Raw genomic sequence first — 20,299 nt, forward strand, 5'->3', positions numbered from 1 at the left:
GCGACTACTTCAGCAGCGCAAGTCGTGGCAGCGCCGCGAGCGCGTTCGCGGTGGTTGCCTTGGCCAATTGCTCTGTTGTCATCCCGCGTAACTTTGCTAAAACTTCCGCAATCAAAGGAATTTGCGCCGGTGCATTCTTCTGTGGATGCAACCACGCTGGCGACATGTCCGGCGCATCGGTTTCGAGCACCAGTGCGGTCAGCGGCAACTCGGCCGCCAACCGTCGAATCTGCAAGGCGCGTGTAAACGTCATCGCCCCGCCAAACCCTAGCTTAAAATGTAGTTCGATAAAGGCTTCAGCTTGTTGAAAGCTACCGTTGAAGGCATGCGCGATACCGCCTCTTACTTTGATCCTACGCAAGTATTTTAACAACGTATCCTGAGAGCGCCGTACGTGCAACAAAACCGGCAAGTCGAATTCACGGGCAAGTTTTAATTGTTCGACGTAAAAATGTTCCTGCTTTGCGCGCAGCACGCCTTCGCCCAAACCCGGAACGAAGAAATCGAGCCCTATTTCACCAATCGCGACAAATAAAGGATCATCCATCGCCAGTTTGATCGCTGCCCGTAGCGCTAATAAATCGGATTCTTCGGCCTGAGGAACAAAAATAGGATGAATGCCAAGCGCGTAGGTGCAATTTGATTGCTCAGCCGCAATGGCCGCTACGGTGGCAAAGTTTGCCCGTTCAACCGCAGGAATGACGATCCACGAGACTTGATGCTGTAATGCCGCCTCGGCAAAGGTTGTCTGCTCGCCACCAAATTCGGCGGCGTCAAGATGACAGTGGGTATCGATCCACATGGGATGTGTCCTATAGAGCAATTTTTGATGGAGGTTTGCCAGCTATCTAGCGGGATTGGCAGATTAATATCGTAGCATGCGGTAATATCTGTCAACAGATCTAACACCTGAGTATTAGGAAAATTAGGGAAATTACGCATATTACTAATTTTAGAGAATGCACGTGTTTCGCGTTTTTTACGCTTTACCCGAACGCTGATTCTTTCGCATTTTTATATGGCGTAAAAATATTCACCCGTCTTCCAACATGCCATTAGCCATATCAAACCATTCAGTGCGTCAGTTCCCCGCAATAGCCTGATAACATGCTGATCGAAGAAAATTGAATTAAATCAGATGGATATACAAGAAACTACTCCGCTTGCGGATAACCAAACACTTGCAAAAATATTTGACCAGCGCGAATATCGCAATGCATTAGGCACGTTCACCACCGGTGTGACCATCATTACCGCGTGCAACGACAGTGATCAGGGCGACGGCATCGAAAAGCGCGTTGGCATCACCGCAAATAGCTTTAATTCGGTTTCGCTCGATCCACCCCTGGTTTTATGGAGTCTGGCAAAATCATCAAGTAGCGCGCCGATATTCGAAACGGCTGAATACTGGGCCGTACATATCTTGTCGCACGATCAGGACGCTCTGGCAAACCGCTTTGCCAAGCGCGGCGTGGCTAAATTCGCCGGACTTGAAACCGAAAAAGGGCTAGGCGGCGTGCCGCTTCTGCCGGCCTGCACCACACGCATGCAATGCAAAACGGCCTATCGCTATGATGGCGGTGATCACATCATTATGGTTGGCGAAGTGATGCACTTCGATCATTCCGATATTCCACCGCTTGTTTATCAGCGTGGCAGTTATGCCATCGCGACGCGCAAGGAACTGGCCGATGAAGCGGAAGCATTGATCAAAGCAACGACAGGTGCACGTATTTTCAATACCAGCGCGATGAGCCATTTACTCGGTAGCGCTTACTTCCAGTTATACGGAAAACTACGTGAATATGGTGCGCAACAAGGTTTGAATGATACCGAATTTTTTGTACTCAATACGTTAGCTGCACGCGAAGGGCTGAGTATTGAAGAGTTCAACCGTCTATTCGCTTACGCCGGTCATTCGCCGTTAATTATCGTGCTCGATGACATGACCGCGCGCGGGCTATTGCAGGCTGTGGCTGATCAAGGCGAGAAAAATGGCAGCGGTCTTTTCTACCTCACCGCGCTGGGCCGTGACCTAACGCAAAAAATTGCCGCAGCGGGATCGGAAATTGAGGCCGATATGATGGGGAAAATGGGTGCTGTTGATGCTATCGCTTTGCGCACATTGCTACGTCGCTTCATTAACATTCCTGATGATCCCGTCGAATTTGACGAATAATCGCCATTTCAGTCGTCAGCAACCATCGCGGCGATCCTCTTATGATGGATCCCGCAGATAAGTTCTACAAACTATTTCTGCTGAACTTATCTTTTTTAACCGTCTAACAAATCTGGCTAAACCCTGCGAGCCGCACTCCGTCAATGATCCAGTGCAAGTCTTGCCACTTGCAAGACCTCTCCAGTCGTCGCATCCTGAACAAATGTCACTATTCCAAACTGATCAACCGGAACATCCCCTCCGATGCTATCGAGGGAGATGTTTTGCTGAATCTTTACCATGCCCGCTTTCAATGCAAACGGCCCCAACCAACGTCTTACAACAAACTCGTGATGGAGAGTAGCGCCGCCATTTTCGCCAGCGGCCACTTTTGACACTAACTTATTCTGATATACAGCAACAAAGGCATTTTGCGTTTGCTTAGGATCTGTTGTGGTGCTGGGACTAATAATGTCGCGGGCTATGGCAGTCAAATCATACGACCTTGGCCCCCGCGCCTCGTTTGAGGTCACCTTGATCATAATATCGACAGGCGATGCTTGCGCGTTAATATGCTGAAGTGCGCTCTCGGCGGCACTCGCCGTACTCCACTTTCTGAGCTCACGCCCGCCTGCAAAGACCTCCGGCGTGTACACGACTTTGGTGTTGGCATAGTCGGCTAATGCTTGCTGGCGCAGTGTAAATGCATGATCACCGAATCGATCTTTCCAACCCAAACTATCCCAATAGTCGACGTGCAATGCCAATGGAATCACCATATCGGCGCTGACTTTTGAACCGATTTTAGCCAGCCATGCATCAGCGGGCGGGCAACTGTTACAGCCTTCGCTTGTGTAAAGTTCAACCAGCGCCACACGGTGAGCGGGACTTTTTGCGGTCAACTCAACTGCTTGCGCGGTGGATATCAAGCCACCGGACAGTACGGCTAACAGCGCATATTTATGCATGATTGAGATGACGTTAGAGATAGTAGAGGCAAACACGCGCAACTCCAAAAAGATGATGATGTCCTTTGGTCGCTGAGTTGGTTACTTCCTTACAGACACCTCCTAAACATCTTTAATATTATCAATATAATAATATTAAAACGACAATCCCCGGTCACAATACCAATACACACATTTAAGGATTATGAAACAGACGGAGCCCGATAGAGATTTACGACATCCCGATCCACCCGCACCAGGTTTTGTCCTGCATCGACAACAAACTCTGCACCATTGAAGGACGGACGCGTCAGCAATAAAATCGCCTCCGCAATATCAGACAGCGGCGCCACATACCCCAGCGGTGTTGAGCGCTCAGAGGAGTATTCAAAATCAGCTTGGGTCTGATCTCCGCTAGGCGTCATCAATCCAGGATAGAGGGCATTTACTCGCAGTACCGCACCACCAGATATGGCTAACATAGCGGTCATATTTCCTAGCGCAGCTTTCGCCACGGTATAACTAAAATCCTCAGGGTGGAAATTTGCGCGGACCTTTTGATCAACGACATTCACCACCACGCCTTGCTGACCACGTTGCTGGGCCTGCTGGAAAAAAGTTTGCGTGAGTAATAGTGGCGCACGGCAATTAATTTGCCAGGATCGCTCCAGATCCTCAAGTGCAAAATCAGCCAATGTGTCAGGAAAAAATATAGCAGCACAATTGACCAAGACATCAAGTCGCTCAAACGTGGCATAAGTGGCTAATATCATGGCCGACAATTCGACCGGATTAGATAGATCGGCGCGATGAGCGACGGCTTTATGTCCCGCTGCCTCAATCAACGCGACCGTCTCCTGCGCCTCAGCCTGCGAATTACCATAATGGACTACCACTGCATAGCCGGCCTGCGCAAAGCGCTCAGCAATCACACGACCGACGCGTTTGGCGGCGCCGGTTATCAGTACTACGGGTTGCGTCATATCGATGATCGTTCTAAATAGGTTTTTTATGCGTATTCGCGGCGGCGTGATCCATGAATTGCGCCATTCGCAAATCCAGTTCAGTGACGCCATTCGCATCGTGGGTTGCCAGTAGAACAACTACACGATTATAAACATTCGACCACTCAGGGTGGTGATCCATTTTCTCTGCCAGCAAAGCGACTTGCGTCATAAATCCAAACGCAGCATTAAAGTCGGCAAACAGAAAAGTCCTTTGAATGGCATCCCGGTCTTTCACTGCAGACCATTCGGGAAGACTCTGCAGGGCCGTAACTGCGCCGATATGTGATGGTCGTGTCATCGAATAATATCCATGTGTAAAACAGTAATTCTATCGTCAGAAGCGATACCGCGTCATCTGTCACGCCTACTACCTCGTTACTCCACGGTTGCATGTCATCCAAGAACTATGCGTTATAGGACGAAAACTTTGCTAACCCGCGCCAATCTTCGATTGCGTACATCGACATCATTGAACGTCATTACTCTTTATTATTGGTCAATAAACAATTACCTATTATAGGTTGTGTCTAAACGTACGCTAAGACGTGACTTTGTAACGAGTTGAATCGTTGCTTGTGGCAAATATTTTTACGGGTATAGTTTGCCTATATTCAACTTTTAGGGCACTTATGAAACGCTTCCTCTGCGCGGCAATGTTCGCCGCAATAAGCTGTACCGCGTTTATTTCAGCACAGGCAAACGCGCAGGTCGGGGTGAATATCATCATCGGCTCACAACCGCCGCCACCACGCTACGAACGCCTTCCACCACCGCGTGCAGGCTATATCTGGGCGCCAGGTTATTGGAACTGGGCTGGAGGTCGTCACGTGTGGCGACAAGGCTATTGGAACCGGGCACGTCCTGGTTATCAATATCAACGACCGCGCTGGGAGCAAGGTCGCGGCGGTTGGCAATTGAATCGTGGCGGCTGGGAACGAGGACATGGCGGTCGTCCCGATTATCGCGGCAATGGACGCCCAAATTACAACAATCATCGGGGTAACGGACGCCCGAACGGTGGGCGACATGACAACGGCAATCACGGCGGCCGAGACGATCACCGCGGCGGCAATCGCTAACAAGCAGACTAAAAAATAGTCGGCATAGCAATGATGTGCACCATGAAGCAATGAAAAATCCTTTCTCGCAAATGCGACAAAGGATTTTTTAAACGAACATCACGAACCTGATAATTACCACTATTTTTTGTGCTTGGTTCTGGTCTGGATCGGAAGAATCAGCCACGTGCGGCATGACCGAACGCCCCTTCCACTTACCTCAAATCGTTCATCAATATTACTAGCGTAGTGTCCTCACTGTTTTGTCACATCAACGCGATGTTGTGCTGTCGCTTTGCGTCCACCATGCGTGCTTGATACTTCCACTGTTGCATCATAACTACCCACTGGCAAGGTTGACAGGCTCAGTTGTTGTTCGGCTCCTTGCAAAATGTCACGGCCAGCTTCGTTAAGAATTTTCCAGCGGTAAGTAGGTCCCGCGCCGGAGGCTCCCGCAAAATTTGCACTCGCTTTCAAGTTAGCCACTTGCCCTTCGATAATTGACGAGTCTCCAGTAATACTAGCCTTTTGTTCTACTACGCTAACGTTAATAGTGGCACGACTTTGTTCGCCGTGTTGATTGGTAACTGTCAGCGCGTAGGTGCCCTCGCCGATTTGGTCTTTGCCAACAATCGCGTCAGCATCTGCTCTATCAGCATAACGCAGGCTAAACGGTCCGCTTAATTTTTCCCATTTATAGTGTGTGGCGTAAAGACTCTTGCTACCTTCGAGTTTGTAAGCAAAACCTGTACTGGTGGTGCTTACAGCATTAATATTTCTTCCAACCACGGCTTGCGGAGGATTCACCGGTGGCGTGATATCGACCAGCGGCGGATAAAAATTAGCAACTACTTCGCGTCTTTCATCCAAACGTCGAGCGTTGTTTTCATACCGTTGAGTGCCCATCTCAGCACCTTTGTACAAAATGTCTGGATTGGAAAAGTAATTTAATCGGGCACACGAAGGTGAGCAGTTATAAGCCATGATAGTGCGCCATCTGCCCCCGCCAGTGCCGGCGGTGTGCTTATAACCATGTTGATACTCAGGTGTTCTGGTCGGCACACCACCGAACTGATCGAGGTCGTGACTGAGGCCCAGGTTATGTCCGATCTCATGCGCGAAACTGTAATAACCTGTCGCATAACTATAATCAACAACTGAAAAAGCAGTCGCTTTTGATGCATTGACATACCCCGTCCCTGCCGACGTATTTGATGTCGCCAGCATGACCACCACATCTGCGCGATGACTTTCTCTAAAACCATGGACCGGTGCACCTAATACCGGATCGTTCGTATTTTTAAGCTGAGATAGCATATTGGTGTACTTTCCCTTTTCGTCGTAACTGGCATCAAAGGTTCCGGCATATTCAAAAGTAATCGCGACACCGCTATTTTTTGCGCCTTGGTTTGCCTCGGCAAATGCGAGTTTAATCACCGCTTGCAGGTCCTTCGCTTTTGCGCGGGATTGATTCGTCGTCACAACCATGACGCGAATCGTGCTATGCGCACTTTTTAACTTTATACTATCGCTACCGTCAACAAACTGCGTATGCATGCCGTCGCCAGCTTCAGCGAGTATTTGCTGGAATTGGCGCTCTTGCTGGTCTTGCTGCGTATTATCGGCACTTCCATGTTCGGCGTGCTCGGCTTGATGTTCGACCGCGTCGTCTGCTTGATCGAGCTTACTGACATCGACTTTCACAATCGCGTGCCGTCCATTTTTGAGAGGCCAAATTTGATAAAGCTGGCCTTCATGGTGGAAGGAGCCAGTGATGTTTTCGCCATTGCGCACGAGGATGGCCTGGTTGGCAGCATCTGATGCATGTTCTTCGTCAGTCTCATCAGATGAGATTTGACCGCGCCATATACTGACGCCATCGACATCAGTTTCTGCTGTAAATTTTTTAAAATGTAATACATGACCATCATCTATTGGCAAAGCGATTTCGTCTTGCTGATCATTCACCAGTAAAGGTGTAGCCGTCGCCAGGCGCACTGATGCGGTCGCTGGCGCTGCCAATATTTCTGCCAAGCCGCTACTAGCCGCCGCAGCAGCCGTATTTATTGGAGAGTCGATATCGGTCTGTTCTAGTTGAAATAATTGGTTCTCCTCAATTGAATACGCCGATGCGCAGTAAATAAGGGACATAACTGTTGATATGGCTACCAATCGGAGTGTTTTTTTTATTGAGGTCATTTTACGGTCTGAAATAAATAGAAAAATCGAAGTAGAACGATTTAATCTGATGAAATAAAATTATAAAAATAAGAAGATTCTTGGCTTACATCTACGAATACGCTTGAATCAAATTTCCTGGCGAAAAAAACTGAAATTGACACGTTTCGAGAAGTGCAAAAACGGGCATAAAAGATAACGTCACCCATTATCGTGGGTGCGAATGAAGAAGGTAATGGGACAAACCCGGAGCGTGATAGAGACTATTCTTAGCTTATATAGACTCACCATAAGCAAAAAAATGAAACACAATCCTCTTTATGAGAATGAGTCGACATAGCGCGATTGATGTTTTTTTGAAGACATCTCTGGCGCAGTAATAACGTCATCACTTCATAAAAAAGTGACATCCCTCTTTTCTTGCGTTATCTTGGAATAAATACTCTTTTAAGAACCTGAGAATCTATCGCCAATACTCACTAGCGGGCGAAGGAGCAGCGCTGAAATTGACATTTAGATGCGTAAATGAATATCTAAAGCAACCTATCCGCCCCGGTTACGGTTGCTTTTAAAGAGATTAAGCAGGTTGCAATCGGTAAGACCAACCCGATTCATACACTTTTTTTTGTGAAGGATAATACTTGCTTTTACATACCATCTACCTGATAGCGATTGTTGCAGAGGCGATGTCAGGCGCGATCATGGGTATGCGCCGCGATATGGATCTTTTTGGAATTTGCATGATTGGCACAGTCACCGCATTAGGTGGCGGAACAATGCGCGATGTGTTGTTGGGCCACTACCCATTAAGTTGGATCGCCAATCCGGAATATTTACTCTTCACCATTAGCGCAGCGATCGTCACTGCGGTGGTGGCGCGCGTTCTCCATCATTTACGGACGGTGTTTTTAGTAGTTGATGGCTTGGGCTTGGTGGCATTTACGGTGATAGGGTGCAACGTTGCGATGGCTAGTGGTATGACGCCGGGTATCGTCATCATGGCTGGCTTGATTACCGGTGTTTTTGGCGGGTTGTTACGAGACGTATTATGTAACGAAATTCCATGGGTGTTACGACGCGAACTATACGCCACTGTATCGCTACTAACCGGTGCTTTATATGTTGGCCTACTTTGGATAAAAGTCGATACCAATGTCGCGTCCTTGATCGCGATCGGAACGGGCTTCTTGTTTCGATTATTGGCAATGCGATTTCACTGGCGATTGCCGCGCTTCAACGGTGACAGAATACGTGGGCTGGATTGATGCATGATGGCGTCGGCGCGGATATCAAAAGGTCCGCGCTGTCAGTAATTTATCAGAAAAAAATAACAACTCACGCATTGTTTCGTCGCAGAGTATAAACAGCATTTTAAGTGCAGCTCAACCCAATCGCTCAAGCAAGGCGATTGCGCCAGCCGGTGCACGTTCTTTGGCACCGTTGATAAAGAATACAAACACATCGCGTGCCACGTCTTGCTTCGTCTGGGGAGTGATGCGTGGAAACACATCCTGATCAACCGCACTACTCCCTACAGCAAGTTTGTTAAAGCGGGTCGCCCACGTATCAAGCGACTCGGGAGAGTAACCTGACTTTATTTCAGATTGACTACACATCAGTCTTGCATAGACAAAATCGGTACTGAAATCTGCAAAGGAAGGATAATCTCTTGAATCGGTGAAAACGCTCGCCATTTTGTATTTCCGCATCAATTTAAAAAAATCAGGGATCATAAAACTATCATGTCGCACATCCAGTACATGACGCAGTTTTATACCGTCAATTTTATTCGGAAGTAGTGAAACAAAAGCAGTGATGTCAGCAATATCACAGTGTTTGGTGGGTGGTAATTGCCATAAAACCGGGCCTAATTTTTCTCCAAGTTCCGCTATACCACTCTGAATAAAGCGCTCAACAGACTCACCGGCATCCGCCAGTATCCGCCGATTGGTGCTATAACGCGGTGCTTTCACCGAAAAGAGAAAGCCATCTGGCGTTTCTGCCGCCCATCGTGCGAACGTAGCGGGCTTTTGCGTACTGTAGTAAGTACCGTTTATTTCGATTGCAGTGACTTGGCGACTGGCGTATTCCAGTTCATGGGCATGAGCCAGACCTGCCGGATAAAAGTTGTCACGCCAAGGGGCGTAAGTCCAGCCACCTATGCCAACGCGTATGAAGCATTTACGGTTTTTCATCTTCGCTCCTTAGCAACGACGATGCTTTTATAATAACAACATATTAACGCAACGGAGAAAAAGGCGAACTGGAAGGTAAAAACGTTGATAAGGATGTGATTAACAGGGAAAATTCGGACTAATGAGGGTAACGCGGGCTAGTTGTTAAAAAACCGTTCTTAAAAAGCAAAAACCGCTGAGCAACAAAGCTGATCAGCGGTTTCGACTATTGGTTGCGGGGGCAGGATTTGAACCTACGACCTTCGGGTTATGAGCCCGACGAGCTGCCAGACTGCTCCACCCCGCGTCTGTACTTTCAAACAATATCAGGATATTCTCTGATACTTTACATCTGGTTGCGGGGGCAGGATTTGAACCTACGACCTTCGGGTTATGAGCCCGACGAGCTGCCAGACTGCTCCACCCCGCGTCTGTACTTTTCAAACAATGCCAGGATATTTTCTGACATTTTAAATCTGGTTGCGGGGGCAGGATTTGAACCTACGACCTTCGGGTTATGAGCCCGACGAGCTGCCAGACTGCTCCACCCCGCGTCTGAGGAATGAGAGTATAAGCTGGTTTGATTAATATAGCAAACGTTATAGTCAGAAAGCGCATTTAGATGGTGCGGTGATACACTTCCATGTCAGGTAAAAAAAGCAGGCTAAATGAAACACCTTGTTTATAGTAACAATTCCTTTCAACGCATAATGAATGATGTGCCTTTCAAAACATTGTGCCCAGACCTTTAATTCGCTACCTATGAAATTTTGCTCCGAATGCGCGCATCCTGTATCCCTGCAAATCCCACCTGACGACACGCGTTCACGCTTTGTCTGCAGCAATTGCGGCACGATCCATTATCAGAATCCGAAGATGGTGGTTGGCTCAATTCCGGTATGGGAGCACGATGGAGAAATAAGTATATTGTTGTGCAAACGCGCTATAGAACCGCGACTCGGTTACTGGACGCTTCCGGCTGGGTTCATGGAGAACGACGAAACCACTGAGGATGCTGCTCGCCGCGAAACAGAAGAAGAAGCAGGTGCCAAAATCACCCTGCACGGGCTTTTCTCCATGATTAATGTCCCACATGTTCATCAGGTACATTTATTTTATCGGGCGACTTTGCTCGACCTTGATTACGCGGCTGGCATCGAGAGTCTTGAAGTGGAGATGTTTACCGAAGCACAAATTCCTTGGGAAGATATTGCCTTCCCAACTGTTGCTACCACGCTGAAGGCTTTCTTTAACGATCTCAAACTAGTGCAAAAAAATGGTGCCAGTTTCGGGCTCCATACCGAAGACATCTATAAGCCGATGCGCAGCAAGTAGTTTTCTAATCCGGCGCTAGATTAAGAAACTACTATCTACCTTAAAAACTTGTCGGGGTTAGACTTCGTTTATCCTGACAAGCCAACAAATGTTCGGTCTATCTACGTGGCAGATAGGAAGCAATCAACGCATCGAGCGGCATTGGCCGGCTTAATATAAATCCCTGAATTAAATTGCAACCGTATTGACGCAAAAAAACCAATTGATCATCCGTTTCAACGCCCTCGGCAATGACGCCCAATTTCATGTGGCGGCCAAGCTCAATCATGGCGCGTACGATCGCTCTATCTTCCCTTAAATGCGGTAGACCATCAACAAATGAGCGGTCGATCTTAATAGAAGAAATCGGCAATCTTTTGAGCCTTGAGAGCGACGAGTAACCAACGCCAAAATCATCAAGACTAATCCCTACACCGAGCTCACGCAGTGCCTGCATAACAGGAATCACCTTTTCGGGTTGCTGCATCAACATACCCTCTGTCAGCTCAAGGCAAAGATGATGGGTCCCGATGCCAAACTCTTTCAAGATGACGGTCAGCTCATCCGGCAAATCATTACTCGTAAATTCCGGCGCCGCCATATTGACATGCATTTCCAGGTTACTCAATCCCGAACGATGCAAATATGCAAGATCTCGGCACGCCTGACGCAACACCCAGCGTCCGATATTGATGATCAGACTGCTTTGTTCAGCAATCGGAATAAAAATGTCCGGCCTGACGATATCGCCGTTTGCCCTGCGCCAGCGGATAAGCGCTTCAACGGCGTGCATCTTCTGATCGCTATCATTAAATATGGGCTGGTATTCGAGAAAGAATGCATTATCAGTCAGCGCCTGATGCAGTTCGGCCTCCATGGTCATTCGTTGCGCTACGTCGGATTGTTCAATCGCTAAAGTATGGGAAGTACTATTCGAAAAAAAGCTGAGCGCATTTCTGCCATTCTTTTTAATACGATACATTGCGGCATCGGCGCTGCGCAACAGTTCCGGACTGGTCATCCCATTTTCCGGGAAGATGCTGATGCCCACGCTGGCCGACACCGTCATATCATTGCCGTCAAACAGAAACGGCATACACGCTGCTTGCAATACCTTCGATGCCAACGCATTCAATTGCTGGTCTAATGGCTGCGTGACACCATCCGGTATCAACAAAATCGCGAATTCGTCCCCTCCAAGCCGCCCGACATAACTTCCTGATGGAACAAGTAGCTGTAACCGCCTTGCAAATTCCTGCAACACTACATTACCGGCTTCGTGACCGAACGCATCATTAACTGGCTTAAAACGATCCAGATCGATAAAGATTAAGCCAAACGATGTTCCCGCAATGGTCGAATTCTGACAAGTGTTATCGAGCATATGATAAAAATAGGTGCGGTTTGCCAACTCCGTCAATCCGTCAATCTGCGCTAACTGCCGAATGGTTTCCTGCTGCTCAAGTCGTTGTGCAGTCTGGGCGATCAATACACCTATTGTCTCGGAAAGAATCGGTAGCTGGGCTTCGTGCTGGCGGGAGAGTTTGCTATAAAATTCCAGCACCCCGGGACTATGCCGCTGACCGCCCTCCGTCACATACACGACCGGAAAGATGTAGCCAGACCGCAATCCGCACTTGACAGCGCCATTGTGACGCAAGAAGCCCGGCGCGCTTCCCAGATTTTCAATCCAACGCGCCTCGCCGGATTGCCACACCAAACCCACTGTGCCAATGCCCGCGGCCATCCTCAATGCGGCGCTTTCTTCGTTGAACGCTTCGAGCGAGTATTGGGGGTTGTGCCAGAAATGCTTACATAAAAGTTGCTGCGAGCCAGCCAGATCAGACTCCAATGGGCGATCTAAAGCCCAATAAGCACCCCATTCCCAACCTAAATTCTCACATACCACTTTAATAACTTTGGTGACAGCAACACCTAAAGTATCGGTACTTAACAAAAATTGGGTGCACTCAAAACTCAGCCGCTCACGTATCGCGACATGCTTTGAAGCAGTCGTTTCTAACAAAACGCCACTACGGACCGCGTGCTTCCTGGCGGACTGAGGCAATGACATCAGGCGGAACCAGTGCATACCATACTTCTCAGTGACAACGCGAAACTCACGGTCGACCGACTCGCCTTCCAGACTGTCCGTTTTGAGCGTCGCCTCCAAAACTTTTAAATCTTCCGGAGGCATGCTAATTAAGCAATTTTTTAGAGATGGATACCATCCCGCCTCGACTCCCAACATGCGCGCGGCATTAACCGACAATACCAACTGATCGGTCTTAACGTCGAACCACCAGCGCCCAAAGAACGCTGCTTGCTCACTAAAATCGGGAACAATGGCTTCGGAGAGCGGGGTTCGTAAGGAGGGCGTAACGCTTTCGTTATTCGGCCGTCCGAACACTGGGGCCGAAGATACCAAAGAGGAGAATTCATGCATAGTGGCTAATATCTCAATCTCTTGGATAATGTTAATTGTGACTAATTACAGCATATTCCATTACAGCAAATTTCGGGCCAACAAAAAGGTTCGACCATTAAGCGTCAATTAGGCGCGGCGTTCAACTATCAATATTATCGCGCACAAAAATGATGCAAGGCGCGTTCCTTGCACCATTTACTGCTCGGCAACATGCATTCTCATCCTTATAGGTTGGGCAGAAGTGGTTAATATGGCAAACTTGGATGCATGCATCTTCAGAACTCAACGTGTCATTACTTTTTTATCAAGAAAAATCAAACGACGAGGATGAGTTAATGAGATACATACTACCAGTTCAGTAAAATTTCCCAATAAGCATTCTGATGTAATAGTGCACAGGGAAAATTTTTGATATTCAAAAATAGTTGACTATGAGAAAAACGCGATTTAACGCTGCTCACTTCCTTAAAATGGTAATCAAAAGCGCCAACAAGACGGTCAGGGACCGACGATGATTCCCTGGTTAGAAATTGACACACCATTTCCAGACGTGTCAGAGGCATTGGGACCGGACGATGGTGCGCCCGGACTACTCGCTGCGGGGGCTAATCTTTCGCCGCAGCGGTTGCTTAACGCCTATCGACATGGCATCTTTCCATGGTTTTCTGAAGGCCAGCCTATCCTTTGGTGGAGTACAGACCCGCGCATGGTGCTGGAAACCGAACGCTTCAAATACTCTGCCAGCTTAAAAAAAACCTTAAAGAAAATCCACCGTAATCGCGCTGATCGTCGCTGGCAGATTCGCTTTGACTTTGCTTTTGAGGAGGTCATGCATGCATGCGCCGCGCCACGGCGAGATGGTCAAGGCACATGGATATCAGATGAGATCATTGAGGGCTATCGGGCACTTCACCACCTCGGTTATGCGCACTCAGTGGAAGTCTGGCTTGATGGCAAGTTGGTTGGAGGCGCTTATGGTGTCAGCATCGGACGGATGTTTTATGGTGAATCAATGTTCGCGCGTGTCACCGATGCCTCCAAAATTGCACTGGCCTACCTGGTTCACTTTCTGCGTCAAAACGGCGTTACGCTGATTGACTGCCAGCAGGAGACGCCGCATCTTGCTTCGCTAGGTGCGGTTCCCATTTCTCGCGACGCCTTTATGCGACATCTCACCGAAGCGATAAATCATCCACAAATTCACAACTGGCGACCGATACCATTGTTCCCATAACAAGATTAGTAAGCATGGACTTACTAGCTGGTAAGTAAATTTGGCAAGCTATTGCAGTTTTCGGGTTGGTGCCAGGAGCGCGCCACCAACACGACATTGCGCTTACGGTGTAAATTACAGCTATAGGAAATACGCAAAATGATCCCGACAACGGGTTTGTATCCTCTCCGGAAAAACACAGTACGTTAGTATCGGGCCGCATAGACGGCTAGGAAAGCTCAACGTTGCCGGAGCGGTTTGCGAAAGTCCGAACTATTGAACCGGTCAGGAATAGGTACATGACGCACTTAAAAGATCTCCCATTTTCAACCCTCCAATTTTACGCAACGGCACCGTACGCTTGTAGCTATCTGGATGGGCGCCAGGCACGCTCACTGGTAGCGACGCCGTCGCACCTGATCAATGCCGATGTCTATTCCGAACTAGTCAAAAATGGCTTTCGACGCAGCGGCATTTTCACCTATCGACCTTGTTGCGATGGCTGCCATGCCTGCACGCCTGTGCGCACACTGGTCAACGCGTTCATCCCTAATCGCAGTCAGCGCCGAGCTTGGGAGAAACATCGTCAGTTGACCGGCTTAGTCACCAATCTTGCTTACGTACATGAGCACTACGAACTCTATTTACGTTATCAAATTTCACGTCACGCAGGTGGTGGTATGGATCAGGACAGTCGGGATCAATACGCGCAATTTTTGCTGCAAAGTAAGGTCAATACCCGTTTGGTCGAGTTTCGCGAACCAGACGGCACGTTACGAATGATCAGCATCATTGACGTGCTTAATGACGGACTATCTTCGGTCTACACGTTTTATGACCCAGACGTGATCGGTGCATCCTTTGGTACTTACAGTATTTTATGGCAGATCAAACAGGCGCAACAACTCGACATGGCGTATGTCTATCTTGGCTATTGGATCAAAGATAGCCTTAAAATGGCATACAAAATAAACTTCCGACCACTGGAAGCGTTAAGGGAAAATGAATGGGGTACGTTAGAATAGTGAAATTCGCCGACGTAAACTAAAAAATGGGACCATTCCCTTGTCTTATTGCCGGCCCACCAACCAGTTCTATACAACCGTTACCGCTCAGCCTACCGTGCCTTCCAAACTCCTGTACAACCTTGCCCGCCCCGCCCTATTCTCACTCGATCCAGAAGCCGCCCATCATCTGACCATGGCAGGATTACGTCGTGCTCAGTCAATGGGACTTACAGCACTATTACCAAAACCAGCCCCAGATCCGCGCATCGTCATGGGAATAACCTTTCCCAACCCGATCGGACTGGCCGCCGGACTGGATAAAGATGGATCTACGATTGACGGCCTGGCTGCGCTGGGATTCGGTTCAATTGAAATCGGCACTGTGACGCCAAAAGCCCAGCCAGGCAACCCGCGACCACGCATGTTTCGCCTCCCCGCTGCCAACGCCCTCATCAATCGCATGGGCTTCAACAACGGTGGCGTCGATGCATTTATCAAAAACGTGCAATCGTCGAAGTTTTATCAGGAACGTACTGGTGTGCTCGGGTTAAACATCGGCAAAAATGCCTCCACGCCAATTGAAAACGCCGCAGACGATTACCTTTTTTGCCTGGAAAAAGTCTATCCGTACGCAACCTATGTCACGGTCAATATCTCGTCACCGAACACCAAAAACCTGCGTCAACTACAAGGTGCATCAGAACTCGACGCACTCTTGTCACAACTCAAGCATGCGCAGCAGAAGCTGGCGGACCAGCACAAACGTTATGTACCGGTCGTGTTAAAAATTGCCCCGGATATCGACGCAGAACAAGTTAAAACTATCGCAGATGCGTTGCTGCGTCACAAAATGGATGGCGTCATCGCGACCAATACAACCATCACGCGTGATGCAGTCAAAGGACTTGCGCATGAGAATGAAGCTGGTGGTCTATCAGGTGCGCCAGTGTTTGAATTATCCAACACCGTCGTGCGCCAACTGCGTGCTGAGTTGGGTGATGCGATCCCGATTATTGGCGTGGGTGGAATTTTGAGCGGTGCCAATGCGCAGACCAAAATGGCGGCTGGTGCAGCGCTCATACAGCTATATAGCGGACTGATTTATCGCGGTCCGGCTTTGGTTCGGGAGTGCGCAAACGCACTTAGGAAAAACGGGATAAATTGAAAAATGCATTGATAAACGCGTCTAAAAGTGACTTATAAAGTTACTTGAGAAGCGAAATGACCCATTCTTCCTGACCTCAAACGGCAGTTTCAACCGCTGCAACCATGGCGCAATTGCGTTATCGCGTCATGGCTCGCCGTAGCATAAAACTGAGTCCATCGACAGTGGCGACCATCGCTAGCATGGCAACAATCACGCTAGCCGCTTGCGGCATCTGAAACAGCGACAGATGATATTTCAACATTTGGCCTAAACCGCCCGCGCCCACAACACCCAATATAGCCGCCGCCCGAATATTATTTTCCCATCGGTACAGCGTATATGACATCATTTGCGGCAAGGTTTGCGGCATCGTTGCGTACAAAAATGCTGGGATAGCTCGCACGCCGTTGATGCGCAAAGTGGCCTCGGGCAGCGACGACGTATTTTCATACGCATCGGCAAACAGGCGACCAAGGACGCCTGAAGTATGCGCCGCCAGCGCCAGCGTACCGGCAAATGGTCCTAATCCTGCCGAAATTAAAAGAATCGACGCCCACACTAGTTCGGGAATTGCCCGCAAGACGTTCAACAGTGTACGGGTTGCGGCGCGCGCAGTACCACCGAAACGGCCGCTCGCCACCAAACCAAGCGCGACACCGACAATCGCCGCCAGAATCGTACCGAGGGCTGACATTGACAGCGTTTCTGCCATACCTACCGCAATCTTAAGCAAAAATGGCGTAGATAATTCCGGCGGTGCAAAACCATGCAAAAACTCAAACGTCGTCCGCACCGCTTCTTGTGTAAAAAAGGCGCTCCACGTTAAGGAAAGAGACAGAAAGCTCGCAACGACCAGCGCGAATAAACCGCACAACAACGCCACCGTCGAAAAACGCCAGCGCGGTGCTTGCGGCAAGCGATCGAGCGCAGACACGGGAGAAGCGTCAGAGTTGTGCGTCGCCCTTCTCATTCAAGCCTCCCGCGCAACATTTTGCTCACCGCGTCAGCGCCTGCGACCAACAACACAAACACCAGCAACATCGTCGACAACTCCGCACCGGCCATCATTTTCATCGATTCATCCATCCGCTGGCCGAGACCACCAGCACCGACGAAACCCATCACCACGGAGCCACGTATCGCACATTCCCAACGATAAACGGTATAGCTCACGAGCTCGGCCGCCGACTCTGGTAGCGCACCATACAATAGTGCGGCCAGCCGTCCACTACCGTTTTTAAGCAAGGTATCGGATGCGTGCGAATCGGATGACTCAAGGATTTCTGCGTAGACTTTTCCTAGCATTCCGCAATACGTCAGCGCAATCGCGATCACGCCAGCGGTCGGTCCCAGACCAACAATCCGCACCAACAATAACGCCCATACCAGTTCAGGCACGCTGCGTAACAACACCAGCAACCAACGGACGATTTGTCGGACTGACTGCGCCAGCCAACCCATGCGCCCCGTACCTATGCGCGAAAGGGATAAGTGTGACGTGACCACTATCGTCATCGGTATTGCCACCACCATCGCCAAAGTCATACCAACGGTTGCCATGGCGACGGTTTCCCACGTCGCGGCCGCAACCATTTTTAAAAACGATAACGAGTGTGCGGGTGGTACAAAACTCGCCAGAAATTTCCCCGTTGCGCTTAAGCTTTGCGTGTCAAACAAGGTCCACGGCTTAAATTCGCTGAGCTGCAACATTGGCCACAACAGCAAAAGAGCAATGATCGTGACCACGACCCGACCACGCCAGGCGGGATCTCGGTATTGCTCAAGATGATGATCGCGTTTGGGCTGGATCGCGATAGCTGGTGGTGTGCGCATGACCTGCCTCAACAACGTGGAGTGAGGGCGGCCGGTATCGGCGCTGGCACAGCCGGTGGCGACTGATGATCCCGCTGCGCCGAATCCATATCGGGATCGGCTCCCGTGGCGCTCTGGATATCATTGCCGACTCCACGGCTCTGTCCCTGGCTCTGATACAGCGCGTCAATCATCGCATCGGTCACCTCATCGCGTGCGGCGTCGAATACGATACGCCCATCTCGCAGACCGATAATCCGCGGAAAATGCGCACGCGCCAATGCCACCTGATGCAGACTACATAGCAGCGTTGCACCACGCGCAGTGGCTTCCTGCTGGAGTACCGCCAGTGTTTGCAACGACAGAGTAGGATCTAACGCGGATAGCGGCTCATCGACCAAAAAAAAATCAGCACGACTAATGAGCAGCCGCGCGACCCCACAACGTTGCCGCTCCCCGCCCGACAAGCGGTCAACGCGGGCATATAATTTATCCTGGAGATTGACGCGCGCCAGAGCGTTGAACGCAGCAACTGGGTCGACCGGCTTCACTAATGACCGGATCGCTTGCCACACACTCCATTGCGGCAACAATCCCGCTAATACCGCACTTACCACGCGTTGGCGCGGCGGCAATGGTGGTGTTTGGGGTGCCAAAAAAAGTCGGGTGCGCATGGCGTGACGGGCGGCGCTGCTTAAGCGCCATGGATCATGGCCAAACAATGTAAAACCACCCTCATCCGGTTGCAGTGCACATGCTAACGTATGCAGCAACGTCGTCTTACCCGCACCGGACGGTCCGATCAGCGCGATTTGTTCACCCTGATCAATGGACAAATTCAAGTCACGCAAAGCCAACGCAGCATCGGTGGCGCTTGGGTGACGGACGGACAGGTTGGTGAAGGACAGTATCATACTGAAAGAATTAAACCGGAAAAATTAAAATGCAGTCCTACGATGACAGCTTGGCTTTTTTTACTTCAGCAAACCTGCGTTGCGAGCAGCAGATTCGATAGAAGTGTAATTCTCCACTTTGGTTGGTATAAAACGTGTAGTGCGCTGCAAATCCAGAATTTCTTTATCTTGTGGATTATCTTTATTCAACGCCAAAAACGCATCGGTCAATTTTTGACGTACTACCGGATTCATGTCCGAACGCACACTCCAGTTATAGTCGTAATATCCCGGCGTGGTATAAAACACACGGACCACTTTTGGGTCGACCTTACCTTCCGAAACCAGCTTTTCCCATACTGAAATATTTAACGCACCTGCATCGACTTTTCCACCAGCGACCGCAGCAACAGTGGCATCGTGAGCGCCAGAAAAGGCAATGCGCTTCATATCAACATCAGGATTGATATGTGCAGCAAGCAAATAGAAGCGCGGCATCAAATGACCAGACGTCGACGACTCTGAACCGAAGGTGAAATTCTTACCCTTCAAATCCTCCAGTTTGGTGATCGACTTATTCGTGGTCACAAATACGGACTGAAATTTTTGATCCTCTTCACGCTGTACGATAGGAATCACTTTGCCGGCACTGCGGGCATTTGCCTGCACAAAGGTGAAACCGCCAAACCAGACCATATCGAGTTTATTATTAATCAAACCTTCGACCGACGCCGCGTAGTCCGTTACCGGAGTGAACTCAACTTTCATGTTCAGTTTCTTCTCCAGATAAGCCCCGAGCGGTTTAAATTTGCGCTGCAATTCGGTCGGTGCTTCGTCAGGAATCGCCGACACACGTAAAACCTGCTGCGCAGAGACCAACCCTGTAGCGCTCAGAGAAATCACTGCTGCCACGGTTGCGAATAGCGTTTTCATATTCGGCAAAGAAGAAAGTCGAATCATGGT

At 49.4% G+C, this 20,299-nt stretch carries 18 protein-coding genes and 3 tRNA genes; 7 read left to right on the forward strand and 14 right to left on the reverse strand.

Going from position 1 to position 20,299, the window contains the following annotated elements:
- Window positions 1-4: 4 nt before the first annotated feature.
- A complete protein-coding gene (locus tag RGU75_RS22525; RefSeq protein WP_322239868.1) occupies window positions 5-802 on the reverse strand; it encodes a TatD family hydrolase in 798 nt (265 codons plus the stop codon).
- 336 nt (window positions 803-1,138) lie between these two features.
- Here RGU75_RS22525 and RGU75_RS22530 point away from each other — a divergent pair, with 336 nt between their 5' ends.
- Window positions 1,139-2,179 (forward strand): flavin reductase, encoded by a 1,041-nt coding sequence (locus RGU75_RS22530; RefSeq protein ID WP_322239870.1) that lies wholly within the window; start codon window positions 1,139-1,141, stop codon window positions 2,177-2,179.
- A 140-nt stretch (window positions 2,180-2,319) separates the two neighbouring features.
- Here RGU75_RS22530 and RGU75_RS22535 read toward each other — a convergent pair whose 3' ends face one another.
- From RGU75_RS22535 to RGU75_RS22545, 3 genes are all read right to left on the reverse strand, one after another.
- The gene (locus RGU75_RS22535) at window positions 2,320-3,162 is read right to left on the reverse strand and encodes a DUF1223 domain-containing protein (protein ID WP_322239872.1); all 843 of its coding nucleotides are present in this window, start codon (window positions 3,160-3,162) and stop codon (window positions 2,320-2,322) included.
- A 146-nt stretch (window positions 3,163-3,308) separates the two neighbouring features.
- Window positions 3,309-4,088: an SDR family oxidoreductase gene (locus RGU75_RS22540; RefSeq protein ID WP_322239874.1), complete on the reverse strand. Its 780-nt coding sequence runs from the start codon at window positions 4,086-4,088 to the stop codon at window positions 3,309-3,311.
- Window positions 4,089-4,101: 13 nt separating this feature from the next.
- A complete protein-coding gene (locus tag RGU75_RS22545; protein WP_322239876.1) occupies window positions 4,102-4,410 on the reverse strand; it encodes a 4a-hydroxytetrahydrobiopterin dehydratase in 309 nt (102 codons plus the stop codon).
- A 331-nt stretch (window positions 4,411-4,741) separates the two neighbouring features.
- Here RGU75_RS22545 and RGU75_RS22550 point away from each other — a divergent pair, with 331 nt between their 5' ends.
- Window positions 4,742-5,191, forward strand: coding sequence for a YXWGXW repeat-containing protein (locus RGU75_RS22550; protein WP_322239878.1), 450 nt, complete (start codon window positions 4,742-4,744; stop codon window positions 5,189-5,191).
- Between the two features lie 234 nt (window positions 5,192-5,425).
- On the opposite strand, the gene RGU75_RS22555 is transcribed toward RGU75_RS22550, so the two are convergent.
- Entirely contained in the window at window positions 5,426-7,321 is a 1,896-nt protein-coding gene (locus tag RGU75_RS22555) for a M12 family metallo-peptidase (protein ID WP_322239880.1), read from the reverse strand.
- A gap of 668 nt (window positions 7,322-7,989) precedes the next feature.
- Between RGU75_RS22555 and RGU75_RS22560 the strand changes: the two genes are divergently transcribed.
- On the forward strand, window positions 7,990-8,613 hold the full coding sequence (locus tag RGU75_RS22560) for a trimeric intracellular cation channel family protein (protein ID WP_322239882.1): 624 nt from the start codon (window positions 7,990-7,992) through the stop codon (window positions 8,611-8,613).
- Between the two features lie 117 nt (window positions 8,614-8,730).
- Here the strand turns inward: RGU75_RS22560 and RGU75_RS22565 are convergent, their stop codons facing one another.
- The 4 genes from RGU75_RS22565 to RGU75_RS22580 all read right to left on the reverse strand — a co-directional run bounded on the left by RGU75_RS22565 (window position 8,731) and on the right by RGU75_RS22580 (window position 10,076).
- Entirely contained in the window at window positions 8,731-9,543 is an 813-nt protein-coding gene (locus RGU75_RS22565) for a DUF72 domain-containing protein (protein WP_322239884.1), read from the reverse strand.
- A 209-nt stretch (window positions 9,544-9,752) separates the two neighbouring features.
- Window positions 9,753-9,829, reverse strand: a tRNA-Met gene (locus tag RGU75_RS22570).
- 46 nt (window positions 9,830-9,875) lie between these two features.
- Window positions 9,876-9,952, reverse strand: a tRNA-Met gene (locus RGU75_RS22575).
- Between the two features lie 47 nt (window positions 9,953-9,999).
- Window positions 10,000-10,076: transfer RNA gene (locus tag RGU75_RS22580), tRNA-Met, on the reverse strand.
- Between the two features lie 208 nt (window positions 10,077-10,284).
- Here RGU75_RS22580 and RGU75_RS22585 point away from each other — a divergent pair.
- Window positions 10,285-10,857, forward strand: a complete 573-nt coding sequence (locus RGU75_RS22585) for an NUDIX hydrolase (RefSeq protein WP_322239886.1) — start codon at window positions 10,285-10,287, stop codon at window positions 10,855-10,857.
- A 97-nt stretch (window positions 10,858-10,954) separates the two neighbouring features.
- On the opposite strand, the gene RGU75_RS22590 is transcribed toward RGU75_RS22585, so the two are convergent.
- Window positions 10,955-13,282 carry a putative bifunctional diguanylate cyclase/phosphodiesterase gene (locus RGU75_RS22590; RefSeq protein WP_322239888.1) on the reverse strand — a complete coding sequence of 776 codons (2,328 nt, stop codon included), beginning with the start codon at window positions 13,280-13,282 and terminating at the stop codon, window positions 10,955-10,957.
- 493 nt (window positions 13,283-13,775) lie between these two features.
- Between RGU75_RS22590 and aat the strand changes: the two genes are divergently transcribed.
- The 3 genes from aat (at window position 13,776) to RGU75_RS22605 (ending at window position 16,649) form a co-directional block, all read left to right on the forward strand.
- On the forward strand, window positions 13,776-14,498 hold the full coding sequence (gene aat, locus RGU75_RS22595; RefSeq protein ID WP_322239890.1) for a leucyl/phenylalanyl-tRNA--protein transferase: 723 nt from the start codon (window positions 13,776-13,778) through the stop codon (window positions 14,496-14,498).
- Between the two features lie 278 nt (window positions 14,499-14,776).
- Window positions 14,777-15,502, forward strand: a complete 726-nt coding sequence (locus tag RGU75_RS22600) for an arginyltransferase (protein WP_322239892.1) — start codon at window positions 14,777-14,779, stop codon at window positions 15,500-15,502.
- A gap of 97 nt (window positions 15,503-15,599) precedes the next feature.
- The gene (locus RGU75_RS22605; protein ID WP_322239894.1) at window positions 15,600-16,649 is read left to right on the forward strand and encodes a quinone-dependent dihydroorotate dehydrogenase; all 1,050 of its coding nucleotides are present in this window, start codon (window positions 15,600-15,602) and stop codon (window positions 16,647-16,649) included.
- Window positions 16,650-16,767: 118 nt separating this feature from the next.
- Here the strand turns inward: RGU75_RS22605 and phnE are convergent, their stop codons facing one another.
- The 4 genes from phnE to RGU75_RS22625 are packed head-to-tail and all read right to left on the reverse strand — an operon-like array spanning window position 16,768 to window position 20,296.
- Complete coding sequence (phnE, locus tag RGU75_RS22610) at window positions 16,768-17,601, reverse strand: phosphonate ABC transporter, permease protein PhnE (RefSeq protein ID WP_322239896.1); 834 nt, start codon at window positions 17,599-17,601, stop codon at window positions 16,768-16,770.
- The gene (locus RGU75_RS22615) at window positions 17,598-18,464 is read right to left on the reverse strand and encodes an ABC transporter permease (protein WP_322239898.1); all 867 of its coding nucleotides are present in this window, start codon (window positions 18,462-18,464) and stop codon (window positions 17,598-17,600) included. Before RGU75_RS22615 ends, phnE begins: the two co-directional genes overlap by 4 nt.
- A gap of 8 nt (window positions 18,465-18,472) precedes the next feature.
- A complete protein-coding gene (locus RGU75_RS22620) occupies window positions 18,473-19,357 on the reverse strand; it encodes a phosphonate ABC transporter ATP-binding protein (protein ID WP_322239900.1) in 885 nt (294 codons plus the stop codon).
- Between the two features lie 60 nt (window positions 19,358-19,417).
- Window positions 19,418-20,296, reverse strand: coding sequence for a putative selenate ABC transporter substrate-binding protein (locus RGU75_RS22625; RefSeq protein ID WP_322239902.1), 879 nt, complete (start codon window positions 20,294-20,296; stop codon window positions 19,418-19,420).
- Window positions 20,297-20,299 lie beyond the last annotated feature (3 nt).

Origin of the sequence: Glaciimonas sp. CA11.2, assembly GCF_034314045.1 — a bacterium.
Lineage (GTDB): Bacteria > Pseudomonadota > Gammaproteobacteria > Burkholderiales > Burkholderiaceae_D > Glaciimonas.